This is a genomic window from Ligilactobacillus murinus (assembly GCF_003288115.1).
Lineage (GTDB): Bacteria > Bacillota > Bacilli > Lactobacillales > Lactobacillaceae > Ligilactobacillus > Ligilactobacillus murinus.
The window spans coordinates 1,778,637-1,795,561 of record NZ_CP023565.1 but is presented as its reverse complement, the minus strand read 5'-3'; the positions used below and the strand labels follow the sequence as shown (position 1 = coordinate 1,795,561).

General features: G+C 43.2%; 12 protein-coding genes. 4 read left to right on the top strand and 8 right to left on the bottom strand.

Going from position 1 to position 16,925, the window contains the following annotated elements; translation table 11 throughout:
- Positions 1-26: 26 nt before the first annotated feature.
- The 5 genes from gyrB to dnaA form a co-directional block, all read right to left on the bottom strand.
- A complete protein-coding gene (gene gyrB, locus CPS94_RS08835; RefSeq protein ID WP_112193826.1) occupies positions 27-1,985 on the bottom strand; it encodes a DNA topoisomerase (ATP-hydrolyzing) subunit B in 1,959 nt (652 codons plus the stop codon).
- A 20-nt stretch (positions 1,986-2,005) separates the two neighbouring features.
- Positions 2,006-3,223, bottom strand: coding sequence for a DNA replication/repair protein RecF (gene recF / locus CPS94_RS08830; RefSeq protein ID WP_112193824.1), 1,218 nt, complete (start codon positions 3,221-3,223; stop codon positions 2,006-2,008).
- 8 nt (positions 3,224-3,231) lie between these two features.
- The gene (yaaA, locus tag CPS94_RS08825; RefSeq protein ID WP_056958863.1) at positions 3,232-3,456 is read right to left on the bottom strand and encodes a S4 domain-containing protein YaaA; all 225 of its coding nucleotides are present in this window, start codon (positions 3,454-3,456) and stop codon (positions 3,232-3,234) included.
- A 248-nt stretch (positions 3,457-3,704) separates the two neighbouring features.
- Positions 3,705-4,844: a DNA polymerase III subunit beta gene (gene dnaN / locus CPS94_RS08820; RefSeq protein WP_112193822.1), complete on the bottom strand. Its 1,140-nt coding sequence runs from the start codon at positions 4,842-4,844 to the stop codon at positions 3,705-3,707.
- 174 nt (positions 4,845-5,018) lie between these two features.
- On the bottom strand, positions 5,019-6,365 hold the full coding sequence (dnaA, locus tag CPS94_RS08815) for a chromosomal replication initiator protein DnaA (RefSeq protein WP_112193820.1): 1,347 nt from the start codon (positions 6,363-6,365) through the stop codon (positions 5,019-5,021).
- Between the two features lie 517 nt (positions 6,366-6,882).
- Here dnaA and rpmH point away from each other — a divergent pair.
- The 3 genes from rpmH to yidC all read left to right on the top strand — a co-directional run bounded on the left by rpmH (position 6,883) and on the right by yidC (position 8,284).
- Positions 6,883-7,017 carry a 50S ribosomal protein L34 gene (rpmH, locus tag CPS94_RS08810; protein ID WP_003701411.1) on the top strand — a complete coding sequence of 45 codons (135 nt, stop codon included), beginning with the start codon at positions 6,883-6,885 and terminating at the stop codon, positions 7,015-7,017.
- A 65-nt stretch (positions 7,018-7,082) separates the two neighbouring features.
- Entirely contained in the window at positions 7,083-7,439 is a 357-nt protein-coding gene (gene rnpA, locus CPS94_RS08805) for a ribonuclease P protein component (protein ID WP_004049716.1), read from the top strand.
- An 11-nt stretch (positions 7,440-7,450) separates the two neighbouring features.
- On the top strand, positions 7,451-8,284 hold the full coding sequence (gene yidC, locus CPS94_RS08800; RefSeq protein ID WP_004049718.1) for a membrane protein insertase YidC: 834 nt from the start codon (positions 7,451-7,453) through the stop codon (positions 8,282-8,284).
- A gap of 101 nt (positions 8,285-8,385) precedes the next feature.
- Here yidC and CPS94_RS08795 read toward each other — a convergent pair whose 3' ends face one another.
- Complete coding sequence (locus tag CPS94_RS08795) at positions 8,386-9,357, bottom strand: FAD:protein FMN transferase (protein ID WP_112193818.1); 972 nt, start codon at positions 9,355-9,357, stop codon at positions 8,386-8,388.
- The gene (locus CPS94_RS08790) at positions 9,357-10,277 is read right to left on the bottom strand and encodes an NADPH-dependent FMN reductase (RefSeq protein WP_112193816.1); all 921 of its coding nucleotides are present in this window, start codon (positions 10,275-10,277) and stop codon (positions 9,357-9,359) included. Before CPS94_RS08790 ends, CPS94_RS08795 begins: the two co-directional genes overlap by 1 nt.
- A 471-nt stretch (positions 10,278-10,748) precedes the next feature.
- Here CPS94_RS08790 and CPS94_RS11635 point away from each other — a divergent pair, with 471 nt between their 5' ends.
- Complete coding sequence (locus tag CPS94_RS11635; protein WP_191983784.1) at positions 10,749-12,974, top strand: SdrD B-like domain-containing protein; 2,226 nt, start codon at positions 10,749-10,751, stop codon at positions 12,972-12,974.
- A 158-nt stretch (positions 12,975-13,132) separates the two neighbouring features.
- On the opposite strand, the gene CPS94_RS11870 is transcribed toward CPS94_RS11635, so the two are convergent.
- Entirely contained in the window at positions 13,133-16,801 is a 3,669-nt protein-coding gene (locus tag CPS94_RS11870) for a hypothetical protein (protein WP_191983783.1), read from the bottom strand.
- Between the last annotated feature and the right edge of the window lie 124 nt (positions 16,802-16,925).

Here is a 16,925-nt window from a genome sequence, read left to right as displayed (position 1 = left end):
GTGCAGAACTTATTCTCCTGCTTTCATTAAACGTCCAAATTGTCCACGAAAGTTGCATTTTCTTCGATAAATTGACGTCTTGGGCCAACTTGATCGCCCATCAACATTTCAAAGACTTCATTTGCTTCCATCGCATCCGATAATTCGACCCGTAATAAGCGCCGATTTTCTGGATCCATCGTAGTTTCCCACAATTGTTCAGCATCCATTTCACCTAAACCTTTGTAACGTTGAATAACTGGTTTTGGACTTGGTGGTAATTGACCTAATACTTCTTCTAATTCTTCATCTGTGTCGATGTAACGGATCATCTTGCCTTGGCGCACTTGATACAATGGTGGCTGTGCGATATAAACATAGCCTCGGTCGATCATTGGACGCATAAAGCGGTAAAACAACGTCAACAATAAGGTTCTGATATGGGCTCCGTCGACATCGGCATCGGTCATGATGATCAATTTGTGGTAATTTACTTTATCCACGTTAAAGTCATCTCCAAAGCCTGTGCCTAAAGCTGTGAATAATGAACGGATCTCTTCATTGGCCAAGATCCGATCTAATGTAGCTTTTTCCACATTCAAGATCTTGCCACGGATCGGTAAGATAGCTTGGGTCAAACGTGAACGCCCTTGCTTAGCTGAACCACCCGCGGAGTCCCCTTCGACGATGAATAATTCTGAGATCTCAGGGTCTTTGCTGGTGTTATCAGCTAATTTACCTGGCAAATTAGAGATCTCAAGGCCATTTTTCTTACGCGTAACTTCACGTGCTCGTTTAGCTGCGACACGAGCCTTAGCAGCCAACATCCCTTTTTCCACGATCCGGCGTGCCACATTTGGATTTTCCAGCATGAACTTGCTGAATGTTTCGGAAAATGTCTTATCTGTCGCCGCTCTAGCATCGGAGTTACCCAATTTAGTCTTAGTTTGCCCTTCAAACTGAGGATCAGGGTGCTTGACTGAAACAACTGCAGTCAAGCCTTCACGGACGTCTTCACCAGACAAGTTAGGTTCATTTTCCTTTAACTGGCCCGATTTACGTGCATAATCGTTGATAACACGTGTCAAAGCAGTCTTGAATCCTGATTCATGAGTCCCACCTTCATAAGTGTGGATATTGTTAGTAAAAGTCAATAAGTTAGAGTGGAAATCATCGGTGTATTGTAATGCCACTTCAACTGTAATGCCTTTTTGTTGGCCTTCCACATAGATCGGTTCATCAAAAAGAACTTCTTTGCCCTTGTTTAAGAATTCCACATAGTGTTTGATTCCACCAGCATAGTGGAATTCTTCATGGGTCGGTTCTTCTGGGCGCATATCATCGATCGTGATCTTTAAGCCCTTGTTCAAAAAGGCCAACTCACGGATCCGCGTCGTCAAAACTTTGATGTCATAGACAGTTGTTTCCGTAAAGATATCGGGATCAGGCAAGAAATGCACTGTCGTCCCGTGTTCATGCGGTCGACTTTGCCCCACGACTTCCATCACATGGTCGACTTTACCGAGTTTAAAGTCCATCCCATAGACATTTGTATCTCCTTCACGTCTAACTTGAACATCTAAGTTCGTTGAAAGGGCATTAACGACCGAAGCCCCGACCCCGTGGAGACCACCGGAGACTTTATAACCACCACCGCCAAATTTTCCACCGGCATGAAGCACAGTAAAGACGGTTTCTAACGCTGGACGGCCTGTTTTTTCTTGGATATCGACCGGGATCCCACGTCCATTATCTTTGACCGTGATACTATTGTCTTTTTCCACGATCACATTGATCTCATCAGCAAAGCCCGCTAAAGCTTCATCGATCCCGTTATCGATGATCTCCCATACTAAGTGGTGTAGGCCTTGTGAGCTAGTCGAGCCAATGTACATCCCAGGACGCTTGCGCACGGCTTCTAAGCCTTCAAGGACTTGGATCTGACTGGCATCATATTCTTTTGCTTTTTCTTCCTTTACTTCTTCAAGCGTTTCTTTTTCTGTCACGTTTAGTACCCGCTACATCTCTATGTAGACTGTCCTTTCTTGGATTTTTCATTCTTTGGATAAAATGTAACAACTTTATTTTCATCTTCTGAAATCCAGTCGATGTGATTTTCAGCCATTTCTGAGTTTTCAGAGATCTGGCCATCATCAATATGAAAAATCTTTGGTTCTTTGATCAACTGTTGGGTGATATCATTTAATCCAGGTGTCGTTAAAAAGGTTTGGACGCGCCCTTGGATCGTCTTCAACAAATGTGTTTGCCGATTTCCATCAAGCTCAGACAACACATCATCAAGCAATAAGATCGGGTATTCGCCTGTCTTACTTTTCATCAATTCGATCTCTGCTAATTTGACCGATAACGCTGTCGTTCGCTGTTGCCCCTGCGAACCATAGATCTGAACATTTTGTTCGTTGATCTTAAATACAACATCATCGCGATGTGGGCCTAAAAGGGTCGTCCCTTGAAAAATTTCTTTTTGTTGTAAATTTGCAAAGCCTTTTTTTAATGCTTCGGTAATTTCATTTTCAGTAGCCTGACTTGGTTCTTTCAAACTACTTTCATAACTAAAAGCTAACTGCTCTTTGTCCTGTGTTATCTGACTATGGATCTCTTTTGCATAGCGCTCAAGTTCCGCTAAAAATTCTAGTCGTTTCACAATGATCGCCCCAGCAAATTGCGCTAGTTGTTCCGACAAGACCTCTAAATAGAGCGTATCCGTCGCCTTTTTTTGCTGGAGTTGTTTTAGATAATTATTTCGTTGCTTTAAGATCGTGCGATACCGCGTCAAATTGTAGAGGTAGCGTGGGTCGATCTGACCAAATTCCATATCGATAAAGCGGCGTCTGATCGCGGGTGACCCCTTGACTAAGCTGAGATCTTCTGGCGCAAACAAGATCACATTCAAATTACCGATATACTGAGATAAGCGTGCTTGCTCGAGATGATTGACTTTGGCCTTCTTACCTTTACGGCTCAAACTGATCTCTAACGGCAAGCTACCTAACTTACGCATCACGCGCCCACTTAAATATGCCTCTTTTTGTTTAAAGCTGATCAACTCACGCTCATTATTGGTCCGATGACTACGCGCCATCGCTAAAACATAGATCGCCTCTAACAGGTTGGTCTTGCCCTGAGCGTTTTTTCCGATCAAGACATTTATCTGCGGTGAAAATTTGACCGCTACCGTTTGATAGTTACGGAAATTGCGAAGGTCCAGCTCTTCTAAATACATTGCCTTAGCTAGCTTTCTTTCAATAGATAGCTGCCTTGATCTTTGATCTCAACACTATCTCCAGGATAAAGCTTGCGTCCACGACGGTTTTCTGGCTCACCATTGACTAAAATGTCATTAGCGTATTCTTGTAAGAACCACTTTGCCTGCCCGCCAGAAGAAACTAAGTCCGCAATTTTAAGCAACTGGCCTAAGGTGATATGCGGTGTTTTTAAGTGAATTTCTTCTTTCAAAAAAATGCCTCGCTTTCCTTTTAGTACTCATTAAATTATACCTTTTTTAAAAACTAAACACAATCATGGAAACCAATTAAACGCGTTCTGAGCTAATTTGACCTATCTGAGTGTTATGACACCCTAGACGATAAAACTGGCCTAGAAATTGAATATATGCGTTCTAAATTCCATTTATACCTTTTAGAGAAAAATAAAAAGCGAGCGGTCAAATACCACTCGCTTTTGGCCTCTAAAGCACAAATATTTTAGACGGTTCGAACTGGGGTGATCAATTGGATGAATTCGCCTTGAGCTTCACTTGGGACCAAGGTAAAAGGACGCAGTGGCATCGTAAAGTTCAAGGTCACTTCACTTTGTCCAAAGGAACGCAAAGCATCTTTCATATAGTCAGGGTTAAAGGAGATGTCTAGATCATTTCCTTCAAGTTTGTTGAAGGTCAATTCTTCTTCAACATTCCCGACTTCAGGGGAATTGCTGTAAAGTGTTGCTTTGGCCGCACTAGCTTGCATCGATAATTTGACCACGTTATTGCGCCCTTCGTGTGAAAGTAACGAAGCACGTTCGATCGCACGTAAGAAAGTAGGTGCATTGATCTCTAACGTTGTGGTTGAGTTTTGAGGGATCAAACGTTCCGTGTCAGGGTAGTTTCCTTCAAGTAAACGTGAGTAAAAGGACGTATTGCCTAAGATGAAGAGGATCTGATTTTCTGAGATCTGGATCTCGATGTCTTCGCTTAGATCACCTAACATCTTAGCTAACTCATTCATTGATTGCCCTGGGACAATGATATCGTAATCAGCAGCACTATCACCATTTAAAGTAAGTTTTCGTTGGCTCAAACGGTGTGAGTCGGTTGCTACAGCTAAAAGTTGGCCATCTTTGATCGCTAAATGGATCCCCGTCAAGATCGGGCGTGTTTCTTGCTTAGAAGCTGCGATCACAGTTTGATTGATCACTTGTTTTAATACATCACCTGGTAACGTCAATTGTTCACGTGAATCGATCTCTGGTAAATGTGGATAATCATCTGGATCGAGACCATTGATGATAAATTCTGCTGAGCCAGATCTGATCGTTGCTTGGAAACGATCATTTACTTCAACACTCAAACTGTCTTCAGGTAACTTTTTAACGATCTCATTGAAGAAACGAGCTGGTAAAACTACGCTCCCAGTTTTTTCAATGTTTAAAGCTGCATTTTCATCAGCGATCGAGATCACGGTCTCGATCGAGATATCAGAGTTACTTCCTGTCATCGTTAAACCATCTTCAGAAAGATCGAGTTTGATCCCAGACAAGATCTCTAAAGCAGCTTTAGATGAGATAGCACGTTGAACATCATTTAGGTATTGGATGAAAGCTGTTCTATGTACCGTAAATTTCATAAGGCAAAATTCCTCCTGTTTGTTAAATATATATTATTAATAAAGTTAGTAGTAATAGTAGGGGCTGTTTATACTGTGGAAAAAGCCCTAAAACCTTTGATGATCTATGAAATCACCTGTTGATAACTTGTGGATAACTATTAGGGTTTATCCACACTAATTCACAGGCAGTTGTTAACTGTGTAATTCAGCCCGCAATTTAGCGACCTCTTTTTTGAGCTCTTCATCGCTTTTGAGTGCCTCACTGATCTTTTCATGTGCATGAATGACCGTGGTATGATCTTTGCCACCAAATTCTTGTCCGATCTTAGGCAAAGAAGCTTCGGTCAATTCACGCGCGAGATACATTGCGATCTGGCGTGGGATGACGATCGTTTTGACACGTTTTTTTCCTTTGAGTTCAGCTACAGTAACGTGGAAAAACTTAGCAACTTTCTCTTGGATCATCGCGATCGACAGCTCTTTGGCTTGTGGAGCACCATTTAAGCTTTGTAAAGCTTCTGCCGCTAAGCTCGTTGAAACGGGCTGACCATTTAGCTTAGCATAAGCTTGGACCCGCATCAATGCTCCTTCTAATTCACGGATATTGGAATCGATCTGACCAGCAATATAGCTTAAAGTATCATCAGGGACTTTAAGGTGTTCGGTTTCAGCTTTGTTACGCAAAATAGCGATCCGCGTTTCCAAGTCGGGTGGGGTGATATCAACAGATAATCCCCATTTGAAACGCGAGACTAAGCGTTGTTGAAGCTTAGGGATCTCGTTTGGTAGGCGATCTGAAGAAAGAACGATCTGCTTTTTATCGTCGTAGAGAGCATTGAATGTGTGGAAAAATTCCTCTTGCGTTCCAACTTTATCTGAGAAAAATTGGATATCATCAACTAATAAGAGATCAACATTGCGGTATTCTTGGCGAAACTCTTCTTGATGCTTAGATTTGATCGAATTGATGAAATCATTGGCAAACGATTCGCTAGTGACGTATTTGACACGGGCGTTAGGATTATTTTCTAACATCTGATGCCCGATCGCATGCATCAAGTGGGTCTTACCTAGACCTACTCCACCATAAAAGAACAACGGATTATAGAAGACACCAGGCTCTTCAGCGACTGCAAGTGCAGCTGCATGTGCCAACTGATTGCCTTTACCGACCACAAATGATTCAAACGTGTATTTGTCATTTAGTGGGGTGCTTTTTTTAGGTACAGCTAGCTTAGGCTCAAGTGACCTGACTTTAGGCTCGGTCTGAGCTTCGGCCAAAGGATTGGGCTCGTCGACCGTTTTAACTAGGATCGTGATCTTAGTTAAAAGATTATCTGCAAGCAGTGAAGTGATCTGAGGAATAATATTTTGTTTCCAGTAGTCTTGGTGCAATTTAGAGGCCACTTCAACGACTAAAGTATTATCGGTGAGCTGTAGTGGTCGTGCCGATGCGATCCAAGTGGTAAATGCGATCGGCGAAAATTCAGCTTCGAATTTATCGCGGATATACTGCCATAAAGTTTCAAGATCAAGCACTAAGATCCCTCCTTTTTGATAAAGTTTGCATGCTCCTATTGTAGCATTAAAAAAAAATGTTTTCCACAGGTTGGGGAAAAAAAGTAAAAAATAAATCACAGGGTGTTAATTAACTTATCCACAAGTTGTGAAAAATTGTGGATGTGTAAATTATTTTAAAAAGTTATTCACAGAAAAGTTCAAAAGCTGTAACCCTTGATATTCAAAAGATACGAGAGTTATACACATAGGGTTATTTACAAATTGACAGGTCGATATTGACAGGCTGTGATTTGTGGATGGTTTTGGGGATTATGCTGTGGATGTAAAAATTTTATCGACAGCTAAAAAATGTAAAAGTGGATAAAATGTGCATAAAAAGCACAGCCAAAGTAGTACTTTTTTGTCATGAAAACTGAAAAAAAACTTTGAATTTTAGCTAAGATATGGTAGTATTACAAAGTAAGTCTGAACTTGACATCAAGCTACGATTTTTGTAGGATATTAAGTAACATTGTATAAAAGGAGGTGTTCTGTTGTGAAAAGAACTTACCAACCTAAGAAACGCCATCGCCAACGCGTACACGGTTTCCGTAAACGCATGAGTACAAGCAACGGTCGTAATGTGTTAGCACGTAGACGCCGTAAAGGTAGAAAAGTATTGTCTGCATAGGCCACTGGACCGTCAGTGGTCTTTTTTAGTGTATGCGGACTTTTCAAATCATTTGGAGATGGGTCATGAAAAAATCATACCGCGTCAAGAAAGAAGCGGAGTTCCAAGAAGTCTTTACCCAGGGTAAGTCATGTGCGAACCGCATGTTTGTGGTCTACATGATCGAAAAGCCCGAGCAAAAGCATTTTCGCGTCGGAATTTCCGTCGGTAAAAAGATCGGGAATGCTGTCGCGCGTAACTGGGTCAAGCGTCGGATTCGGCAGAGCTTGACTGAATTAAAGCCGCAGCTAAAACAAGATTGCGATTTTATCGTGATCGCGCGCCCAAGTGCTGCTGGGATCTCAACAGCTGATGCAAAGAAGAATTTGATCCATGTTTTGCACTTGGCAAGAGTATTGTCGGATGATCAATTTGCGAAGTGAGGTAAATGCAAATGAAGCAAGGGAAAAGACTAGCCGCTGTTATTAGCGTTTTAGGTTTAATGCTCTTTTTGAGCGGCTGTAGTACTGATCCGGTCAATGCCCAAAGTACTGGGATCTGGGATCATTACATCGTATGGAACTTTATTCGGGCGATCGAAGCCTTGAGCAACATTTTTGGTCATAATTATGGCTGGGGGATCGTGATCTTTACCATTATCATACGGATCGTGATCTTACCGTTGATGATCTATCAAATGCGCAGCATGCGTAAAACAAGTGAATTGCAACCAAAATTAAAGGAATTGCAAGCTAAATATCCAGATAGAGATGTTGAATCCATGCAAAAGATGCGGGAAGAACAACAAAAGCTCTATGCCGAAGCTGGGGTCAATCCAGTAGCTGGATGTTTACCGATCTTAGTTCAAATGCCGATCTTGATCGCCTTATATCAAGCGATCTATCGGTCAGAAACTTTGAAGACAGGGCATTTCTTGTGGATGCAATTAGGTGGGCGTGACCCATACTTCATCTTGCCAGTTTTAGCAGCGTTATTTACGTTTGCAACCTCTTGGTTAAGTGTCAAAGCTCAACCAGAACAAAACATGATGACAACGATGATGACTTATGGGATGCCACTGATCATCTTCTTTACCGCGTTAAATGTGCCCGCAGCCCTTTCATTGTACTGGGTGATCACAAACGCCTTTTCAGTTGTTCAAACACTTGTGATCAACAATCCGTTTAAGATCCAACGTGAACGTGAAGAAAAGAAACGAGCTGAAAAAGCTCGCCAGCGTAAACTTGAAAAAGCTAAACGCAAAGCTCTAAAGAGCAAAAAGAAATAGTATTATCATAACCGAGCTGCTCGCAAGTGCGAGTGGCTCGGTTTTTTGGCTATCAACACTAAAAAACAGGCTGAGATCCAGCCTGTTTTCTAGTATATTCTTTATTTAAATTCTAATTCAAAAGTATCATCAAGTAAGGATACCTGGTTTGGTGAAAGGCCACAAACTTGGATCTTCTTATCTTTGGTGACAAAAATAGCACCATAAATATCATCTGTTACCGGCCAGTCTTTTTTAGGACCATCAGAAAAGAAGAGGCGTGTCGTTTCGATCTCAGCTTGAACTGATCTTTTAGTTAAGACTGTGACACTAGCTAAGTTATTCTCATGTGGATAACCTGTTTTAGGATCTAAAATGTGATGATAAGTTTTCCCCTTAGTTTTCAACAGGCGCTCATAGATCCCACTAGTAACAGCAGAGCAAGGGCCAAATTTAACTGATAAGATCGCGTTTCCACGTTTAGTAAAGGGGTCTTGGATCCCGATACGCCATAAACCATCAGGATGATGCGGCGCTTGTCCTTTCAATAAGAGATTACCACCTAAATTGATCATCCCACTACTGATCCCCTTAGCTTCCCAGAGATCTTGAATCCGATCGGCGATATATCCTTTAGCGATCGCTCCGAGATCAAGTTGCATCCCGGCTTGCTTTAAAAAGATCGAAAACTCGTTATCATCCAACTCAACTTGTGTAGGATCGATCAAAGCCAAGCGTGAAGTGATCTCCTCTTTAGGTGGAAGTGAAGCTCCTTTAAAACCGATCTTCCATAACTTGACTAATGGTCCGATCAAGGCGTTAAAACCAAAATTTTCTTGGCTAGTCTGGATCGCAAGTTTTGTCAGTTGGTAAGTCGCATCACTGACGGAAATGGGTCTGATCCCAGCAGCCTGATTAACAGCCATCAGTTCTGAGTGGTCTTGATTGACAGTCAATGCTGATTCATATTCTTTTAACAAAGCATAACTATCATCAAGATCTTTTGAGTTGGCACTGCCAAAAGCCGTAAAGTAGATATTTGTCCCCAAACCACGATAAGTTTTGTGGATAAAACGTTGTGCTTGTTGTTTCATTAGCTTTCAGAAGCTCCTGTAGTGGTATCGACTGCTGGAATAGGAGCGGATTTTTTTGGTGGTTCGGTTTGGGAAGCGCTGGTCAAAGCATCTTCAGTATAGACTAAAACAGGCGGTTCGGGTGCGACTTTAGGTGAAGTAGTAGTCTCCAAAGTGTTGATAGGATCATCTGGGAGCTTGAATTCAATATCGTCATCTAGGACAAAATTGATCCCATTAGCTTCTTCAAAACTCATATCGGCAGTTTCAGAAGCGCCGGTAGTAGTATCGATCTCATCAAGTGCTTGGAAGGCACTTTTGGCTTCTTGCTTTTTTAGTTGCGGATCGAGTGAATGTGAGATGCTAGACGTTTTGATCTGTGCTTTTTGAGCACTTTGTAATTTTTCAAGTGCGCTTGCGTAGTGGATAAAACCGTTAAAGCATTGTTCTAACCAGGATACCGTACCTGGATCAAGTAAATTCCCTTTTTCATCAAAAGCAGATTCTGCTCGCCCAAGTAGGAACTGAAAACCTGGCAAAACAAATGAACCTAAGCCAGGGGAATCCAAGATCCGGCGTAAACTTTCTTGCGCTTGGACAGTACCAAGATTACCTAAAGATGCGCCAACGATCATAACGGGGCGCTTAGTCAGCGGATGGACTTTCCATGAGAGCCATTCGATCACTGATTTTAAAGCAGCCGGGATATCATGATCATATTCAGGGGTCCCAAAGATCACCCCATCTGCGCCTTCGATCTTTTGGGCAAGGTCTAAAACACTTTGGGGCGTTTGTTCATAGTCTTCACAAAAAAGCGGGATATCTTTGATCTCTGTTACTTCGATCTGTGCTTGGTTAGCAAAGTGTGAGCTCATGAATTGTAGTAATTTACGGTTATAAGATTTTGTAGCATTAGTTCCAACGATAGCGATAAATTTCATATTAAGCCTGCTATATAGAATGTAAGCAAACAGCGCGTGTTTGAGAGAGAAATATAGCTTTTCCTTTCGTGATGAAATGATTGTCATAATGGTCTCTTACATTTTAACTTTCTGTGACCAGACTGTTCATAATTACCTATATATAAAGATAAGGATATTTGTTAAGAAGAGCAAGTCTTTTATAGGAAAGTAGCGGTGAAATGTAGAAGCGTGAGTTAGCGAAAATTTATATATTTAAATTATTATATATTAATAAAAATAAATGCACTTTATCTAATTCTTGTTTTTTAATTGCAATACGTATATTTGTTCAAAAAATACTCAATTATACAACTTAAAAATAATAAACATTTAACTTTTTATTCAAATATTTATTGATTTGTACAATAAAATTAAACCTAAATTTTTATAGAATGAAACTGAGAACGTAATGATAGAAATAAGTTTTTGCTAAAAATTGGGAGAATGTATATGAAAGAAAGGAAATATAAGAATAATTATATTGAAACTGACCGTAAAACACGGGTCAAAATGTACAAGTCAGGGAAGCAATGGGTCAGTTCCCTCATATCAAATATCGGTTTAACAAAGATATTTAAAGGGATCGCAGATAAAAATGTGGTTGTTGACCAAGAGCTCTTCCAAAAAAATGATGTTGAAGATGACAGTCTATTAGATTCTAAAACCGAAAAGTTGATCAAGGGAGCTGCTACAGTTGGGACACTGGCTGGTGGCGTTTTTGTTACTCAAGGCGTAGTATCAGCTGATCAAGTCGAAAAAGCACTTGAGTTGCAAACAGATCAAGCCGATATACTCGCTAATGCTGAAACAGTGACACTTGAAAGTACAAGTTCTTCTGATACGACTAGTGTTTCAAACTCAGCTTCGGTCTCAGAAGAAGTTTCGACTTCAGAGTCACTTTCAATGTCAGCTTCTACTTCTACTAGTCTAAGCTCTTCAATGTCACTTTCAGAAAATATGAATAGTGAAACTTCTGAAAGTACAACATCAAGCAGTGAGACAAAAGAAATCTTGAGTTCTGGATCTGAAAGTACCTCAGCTTCTAATGTAAGCGAAAGTAATGCGCAAAGTATTTCAAATGAAAACAAATCAACTTCCACCAGTGAATCTGAAAGTTTAATTGAAAATAATAGCCTATCACTGAATAGTACCGAGATTTCGAATACAGCTGAAAAAACATACGAAGTGGGGTCAGATGGTTGGCTATATGAAGTAACGACAGCTGCTGATGGAACTAAAAACTATCGCATGACTTCAATCTTGCCACGTCCTGAATGGGACGGAATGAGTTTTGCTGAGCTTGGGATCACAGGTTCAAGTTTTCGCTCAGTAACAAATGGAACTAAAACGACATTTACATTAAGTGATTTTTTAGGAACCAAATTAGGTTGGTCTGGGGGAAACAAACAGTTTGCGGATACTATGCAAAGTGTCACTGCTGTCTATGATGCAACTACTAAAACGATATCTTGGACTGTAGTTTATGATGCAAGTTCAGTCTTAACTACAAAAGATTGGCAAAAATACGGAGCATATACCGGTCTTTGGATCAATACAGATGCTGATCCTAACTTAGGAGCACCAACTGATGTAAAAATTGATGGGCAAAATACCCGTAAAGTTACTAGAAGTGAATCCTTAGCCCATGGTGGAACTAATAAAGGCCGTGCAAGTTCTAGCGGAGCAGAGTATGTTTCACTTAATCCTAGTAAACCAATAAGAAGTCACACGTTTACATTTAAAACAGCATTCACTGGTTCAGTAGCTGATCTGGCGAATTTAAAGATCGGCTTGTTCGGTGCATCAGCTACAGGTAATCCAGCCAGTTCTTCAAGTGCGCGATATATGTATGATTCAGGTAGTTCTACCATGAGTGGTCGTTATACTAAAGAGGGGGATACTTTAAAAACGGTCTATATCTCAGGGGCAGAAACGACGACAGCAGTTAGTGGTATATACATCGGTGGTATCAAGGATGCTTCTGTACCAAAAGTTACTTATTCGATAAGTGGTACAGTTTATGAAGATACTGATAAAAATGGGATCAGAAATGCACAAGAACAAGCAAAATCAGGTGTTACAGTTGTTTTAAAGAATAGTAATGGCAATGAGATAGCACGAACAACGACCGATGCAAATGGTGGATATGTATTTACTGAACGAGGAAGTGGTAATTATACGATCACCGTTATACCACCAGTAGGATATACTGTCGTAGGTAATTCATATTTTAATACTTCAGGAAATGCTAATGTTACTGTTAGTGACAGTAACTTGACTAATATTGATGTTGGTCTATATAACTCGGCTTCTGAAAGTACAAGTATCAGTCGATCGCAAAGTATAAGTGGGTCTTTGAGCACAAGCCAATCGCAAAGTGTAAGTAACTCGTTGAGTACAAGCCGATCGCAAAGTGCAAGTAACTCGTTGAGTACAAGCCAATCACAAAGTGCAAGCCGATCCTTGAGTGCAAGTCAATCGCAAAGTGTAAGTAACTCGTTGAGTACAAGCCAATCGCAAAGTGCAAGCCGATCCTTGAGCACAAGTCAATCGCAAAGTGTAAGTAACTCGTTGAGTACAAGCCGATCACAAAGTGCAAGCCGATCCTTGAGTGCAAGTCAATCGCAAAGTGTAAGTAACTCGTTGAGTACAAGCCGATCGCAAAGTATAAGCTGATCCTTGAGCACAAGCCAATCGCAAAGTGTAAGTAACTCGTTGAGTACAAGCCGATCACAAAGTGCAAGCCGATCCTTGAGTGCAAGTCAATCGCAAAGTGTAAGTAACTCGTTGAGTACAAGCCGATCGCAAAGTGCAAGCCGATCCTTGAGCACAAGTCAATCGCAAAGTGCAAGCGAATCAACGAGCGCATCAGTGAGTGCGAGTGAATCAGCATCTGCCTCAGTAAGTGCAAGTGAATCGACAAGTGCGTCAGTGAGCGCAAGTGAATCAACGTCTGCTTCAGTAAGTGCGAGTGAATCAACAAGTGCGTCAGTGAGTGCGAGCGAATCAGCATCTGCCTCAGTAAGTGCAAGTGAATCGACAAGTGCGTCAGTAAGTGCGAGCGAATCAACAAGTGCGTCAGTGAGCGCAAGTGAATCAACGTCTGCTTCAGTAAGTGCGAGCGAATCAACAAGTGCGTCAGTGAGCGCAAGTGAATCAACGTCAGCGTCAGTGAGCGCGAGCGAATCAACAAGCGCATCAGTGAGTGCGAGTGAATCAGCAAGTGCGTCATTAAGTGCAAGCGAATCAATGAGCGCATCAGTGAGCGCCAGCGAATCGACAAGTGCGTCAGTAAGCGCGAGCGAATCAACGTCTGCCTCAGTAAGTGCAAGTGGATCAACAAGCGCATCAGTGAGTGCGAGTGAATCAGCATCTGCCTCAGTAAGTGCAAGTGAATCGACAAGTGCGTCAGTGAGCGCAAGTGAATCAACGTCTGCTTCAGTAAGTGCGAGTGAATCAACAAGTGCGTCAGTGAGTGCGAGCGAATCAGCATCTGCCTCAGTAAGTGCGAGCGAATCAACGTCAGCGTCAGTGAGCGCAAGTGAATCAACGTCTGCTTCAGTAAGTGCAAGTGAATCAACGAGCGCATCAGTAAGCGCGAGCGAATCAACAAGCGTATCAGTAAGCACAAGTGAATCAATAAGTGCGTCAGTGAGCGCCAGCGAATCAACAAGTGCATCGGTAAGCGCAAGTGGATCAACAAGTGCGTCAGTAAGTGCAAGTGAATCAGCAAGTGCATCAGTAAGCGCAAGTGGATCAACGAGTGAGTCAGTAAGCGCCAGCGAATCAACCTCTGCCTCAGTAAGTGCGAGTGAATCAACAAGCGCATCAGTGAGCGCGAGCGAATCAGTGTCTGCCTCAGTAAGTGCAAGCGAATCAACGTCAGCGTCAGTGAGCGCCAGTGAATCAGCCTCAGCGTCAGTGAGCGCCAGCGAATCAACAAGCACTTCAGTAAGTGCGAGCGAATCAACAAGCGTATCAGTAAACACAAGTGAATCAATAAGTGCGTCAGTGAGTGCAAGTGAATCAACAAGCACATCAGCAAGTGCAAGTGAGTCAGCCTCCGCGTCAGTGAGTGCGAGTGAATCAGTGAGTGCGAGCGAATCGACAAGTGCATCAGTAAGCGCGAACGAATCAACAAGTGCGTCAACGTCTGCCTCATTGAGTGCAAGCGCATCAGCAAGTGCCTCAACAAGTGCATCGGTAAGTGCAAGTGAATCAATGTCTGCGTCAGTGAGCGCAAGCGAATCAACAAGTGCATCAACAAGTGCATCAGTGAGTGCAAGTGAATCGACAAGTACCTCGGTAAGTGCGAGCGAATCAGCGAGTGCGTCAGTGAGCGCAAGTGAATCGACAAGCGCATCAGTGAGCGCAAGTGAGTCAACGAGTGCATCAGTGAGTGCGAGCGAATCAACGTCTGCCTCAGTGAGCGCGAGTGAATCAACGTCTGCCTCAGTGAGCGCGAGTGAATCAACGTCTGCCTCAGTAAGTGCAAGTGCATCAACAAGTGCGTCAGTGAGCGCGAGCGAATCAACAAGCGCATCAGTAAGTGCAAGCGAATCAACGAGTGCGTCAGTGAGTGCGAGCGAATCAACAAGCGCATCGGTAAGTGCAAGTGAATCAGCGTCTGCATCAGCAAGTGCGAGTGAATCAACGTCAGCGTCAGTGAGTGCCAGCGAATCAACAAGTGCGTCAGTGAGCGCAAGTGAATCAGCAAGTGCGTCAGTAAGTGCGAGCGAATCAACGTCAGCGTCAGTAAGTGCAAGTGAATCAACAAGCGCATCAGTGAGTGCGAGCGAATCAGTGTCTGCCTCAGTAAGCGCAAGTGAATCAACGAGTGCATCAGTGAGTGCGAGTGAATCAGCAAGCGCATCAGTAAGCGCGAGCGAATCAGCAAGTGAGTCAGTAAGCGCCAGCGAATCAACCTCTGCCTCAGTAAGTACGAGTGAATCAACGTCAGCGTCATTGAGCGCAAGTGAATCAACAAGCGCATCAGTAAGTGCGAGCGAATCAACGTCAGCGTCAGTGAGTGCAAGTGAATCAACAAGTGCGTCAGTGAGTGCGAGCGAATCAACGAGCGCATCAGTAAGTGCGAGCGAATCAACGTCAGCGTCATTGAGCGCAAGTGAGTCAGCGTCTGCGTCAGTAAGTGCAAGCGAATCAACGAGCGCATCAGTGAGCGCAAGTGAATCAACAAGCGCATCGGTAAGTGCAAGTGAATCAGCGTCTGCCTCAGTAAGTGCAAGTGGATCAACAAGCGCATCAGTGAGTGCGAGTGAATCAATGGGTGCGTCATTGAGCGCCAGCGAATCAACGAGCGCATCAGCAAGTGCGAGTGAATCAGCATCTGCGTCATTGAGTGCCAGTGAATCAACGAGCACTTCAGTAAGTGCGAGCGAATCAATAAGCACTTCAGTAAGTACAAGTGAATCAACGAGCGCATCAGTAAGTGCGAGTGAATCAACGTCAGCGTCAGTAAGCGCCAGTGAATCAACAAGTGCATCAGTGAGTGCGAGCGAATCAGCAAGTGCGTCAGTAAGCGCGAGCGAATCAGCAAGTGAGTCAGTAAGCGCGAGCGAATCAACAAGCGCATCAGTAAGTGCAAGTGAATCAACGAGCGCATCAGCAAGTGCGAGTGAATCAGCATCTGCGTCATTGAGCGCCAGCGAATCAACAAGCACTTCAGTAAGTGCGAGTGAATCGACAAGTGCGTCAGTGAGCGCCAGCGAATCAACAAGCACTTCAGTAAGTGCGAGTGAATCGACAAGTGCGTCAGTGAGCGCCAGCGAATCAACAAGCACTTCAGTAAGTGCGAGTGAATCGACAAGTGCGTCAGTGAGCGCCAGCGAATCAACAAGCACTTCAGTAAGTGCAAGTGAATCAACGAGCGCATCAGTGAGTGCGAGTGAATCAACGTCAGCGTCAGTAAGCGCAAGTGAATCAACAAGCGCATCAGTAAGTGCAAGTGAATCAACAAGCGCATCAGTGAGTGCGAGTGAATCAACAAGTGCGTCAGTGAGCGCAAGTGGATCAACAAGCGCATCAGTGAGCGCGAGCGAATCAACGTCTGCCTCAGTAAGTGCGAGTGAATCAACAAGCGCATCAGTAAGTGCAAGCGAATCAACAAGTGCATCAGTGAGCGCAAGTGAATCAACGTCTGCGTCAGTGAGTGCGAGTGAATCGACAAGTGCATCAGTAAGTGCGAGCGAATCAGCAAGTACGTCAGTAAGTGCGAGTGAATCAACAAGCGCATCGGTAAGTGCAAGTGAATCAGCGTCTGCCTCAGTAAGTGCAAGTGGATCAACAAGCGCATCAGTGAGTGCGAGTGAATCAATGAGTGCGTCAGTGAGCGCCAGCGAATCAACAAGTGCATCAGTAAGTGCGTCATTGAGTGCAAGTGAATCGACAAGTGCGTCAGTGAGCGCAAGTGAATCAGCAAGCACGTCAGTAAGCGCAAGTGAATCAACGAGCACTTCAGTAAGTGCGAGCGAATCAATAAGCACTTCAGTAAGTACAAGTGAATCAACGAGCGAATCAGCAAGTGCGAGTGAATCAACGTCAGCGTCAGTGAGTGCAAGTGAATCAACAAGTGCGTCAGTGAGTGCGAGCGAATCAATGAGCGCATCA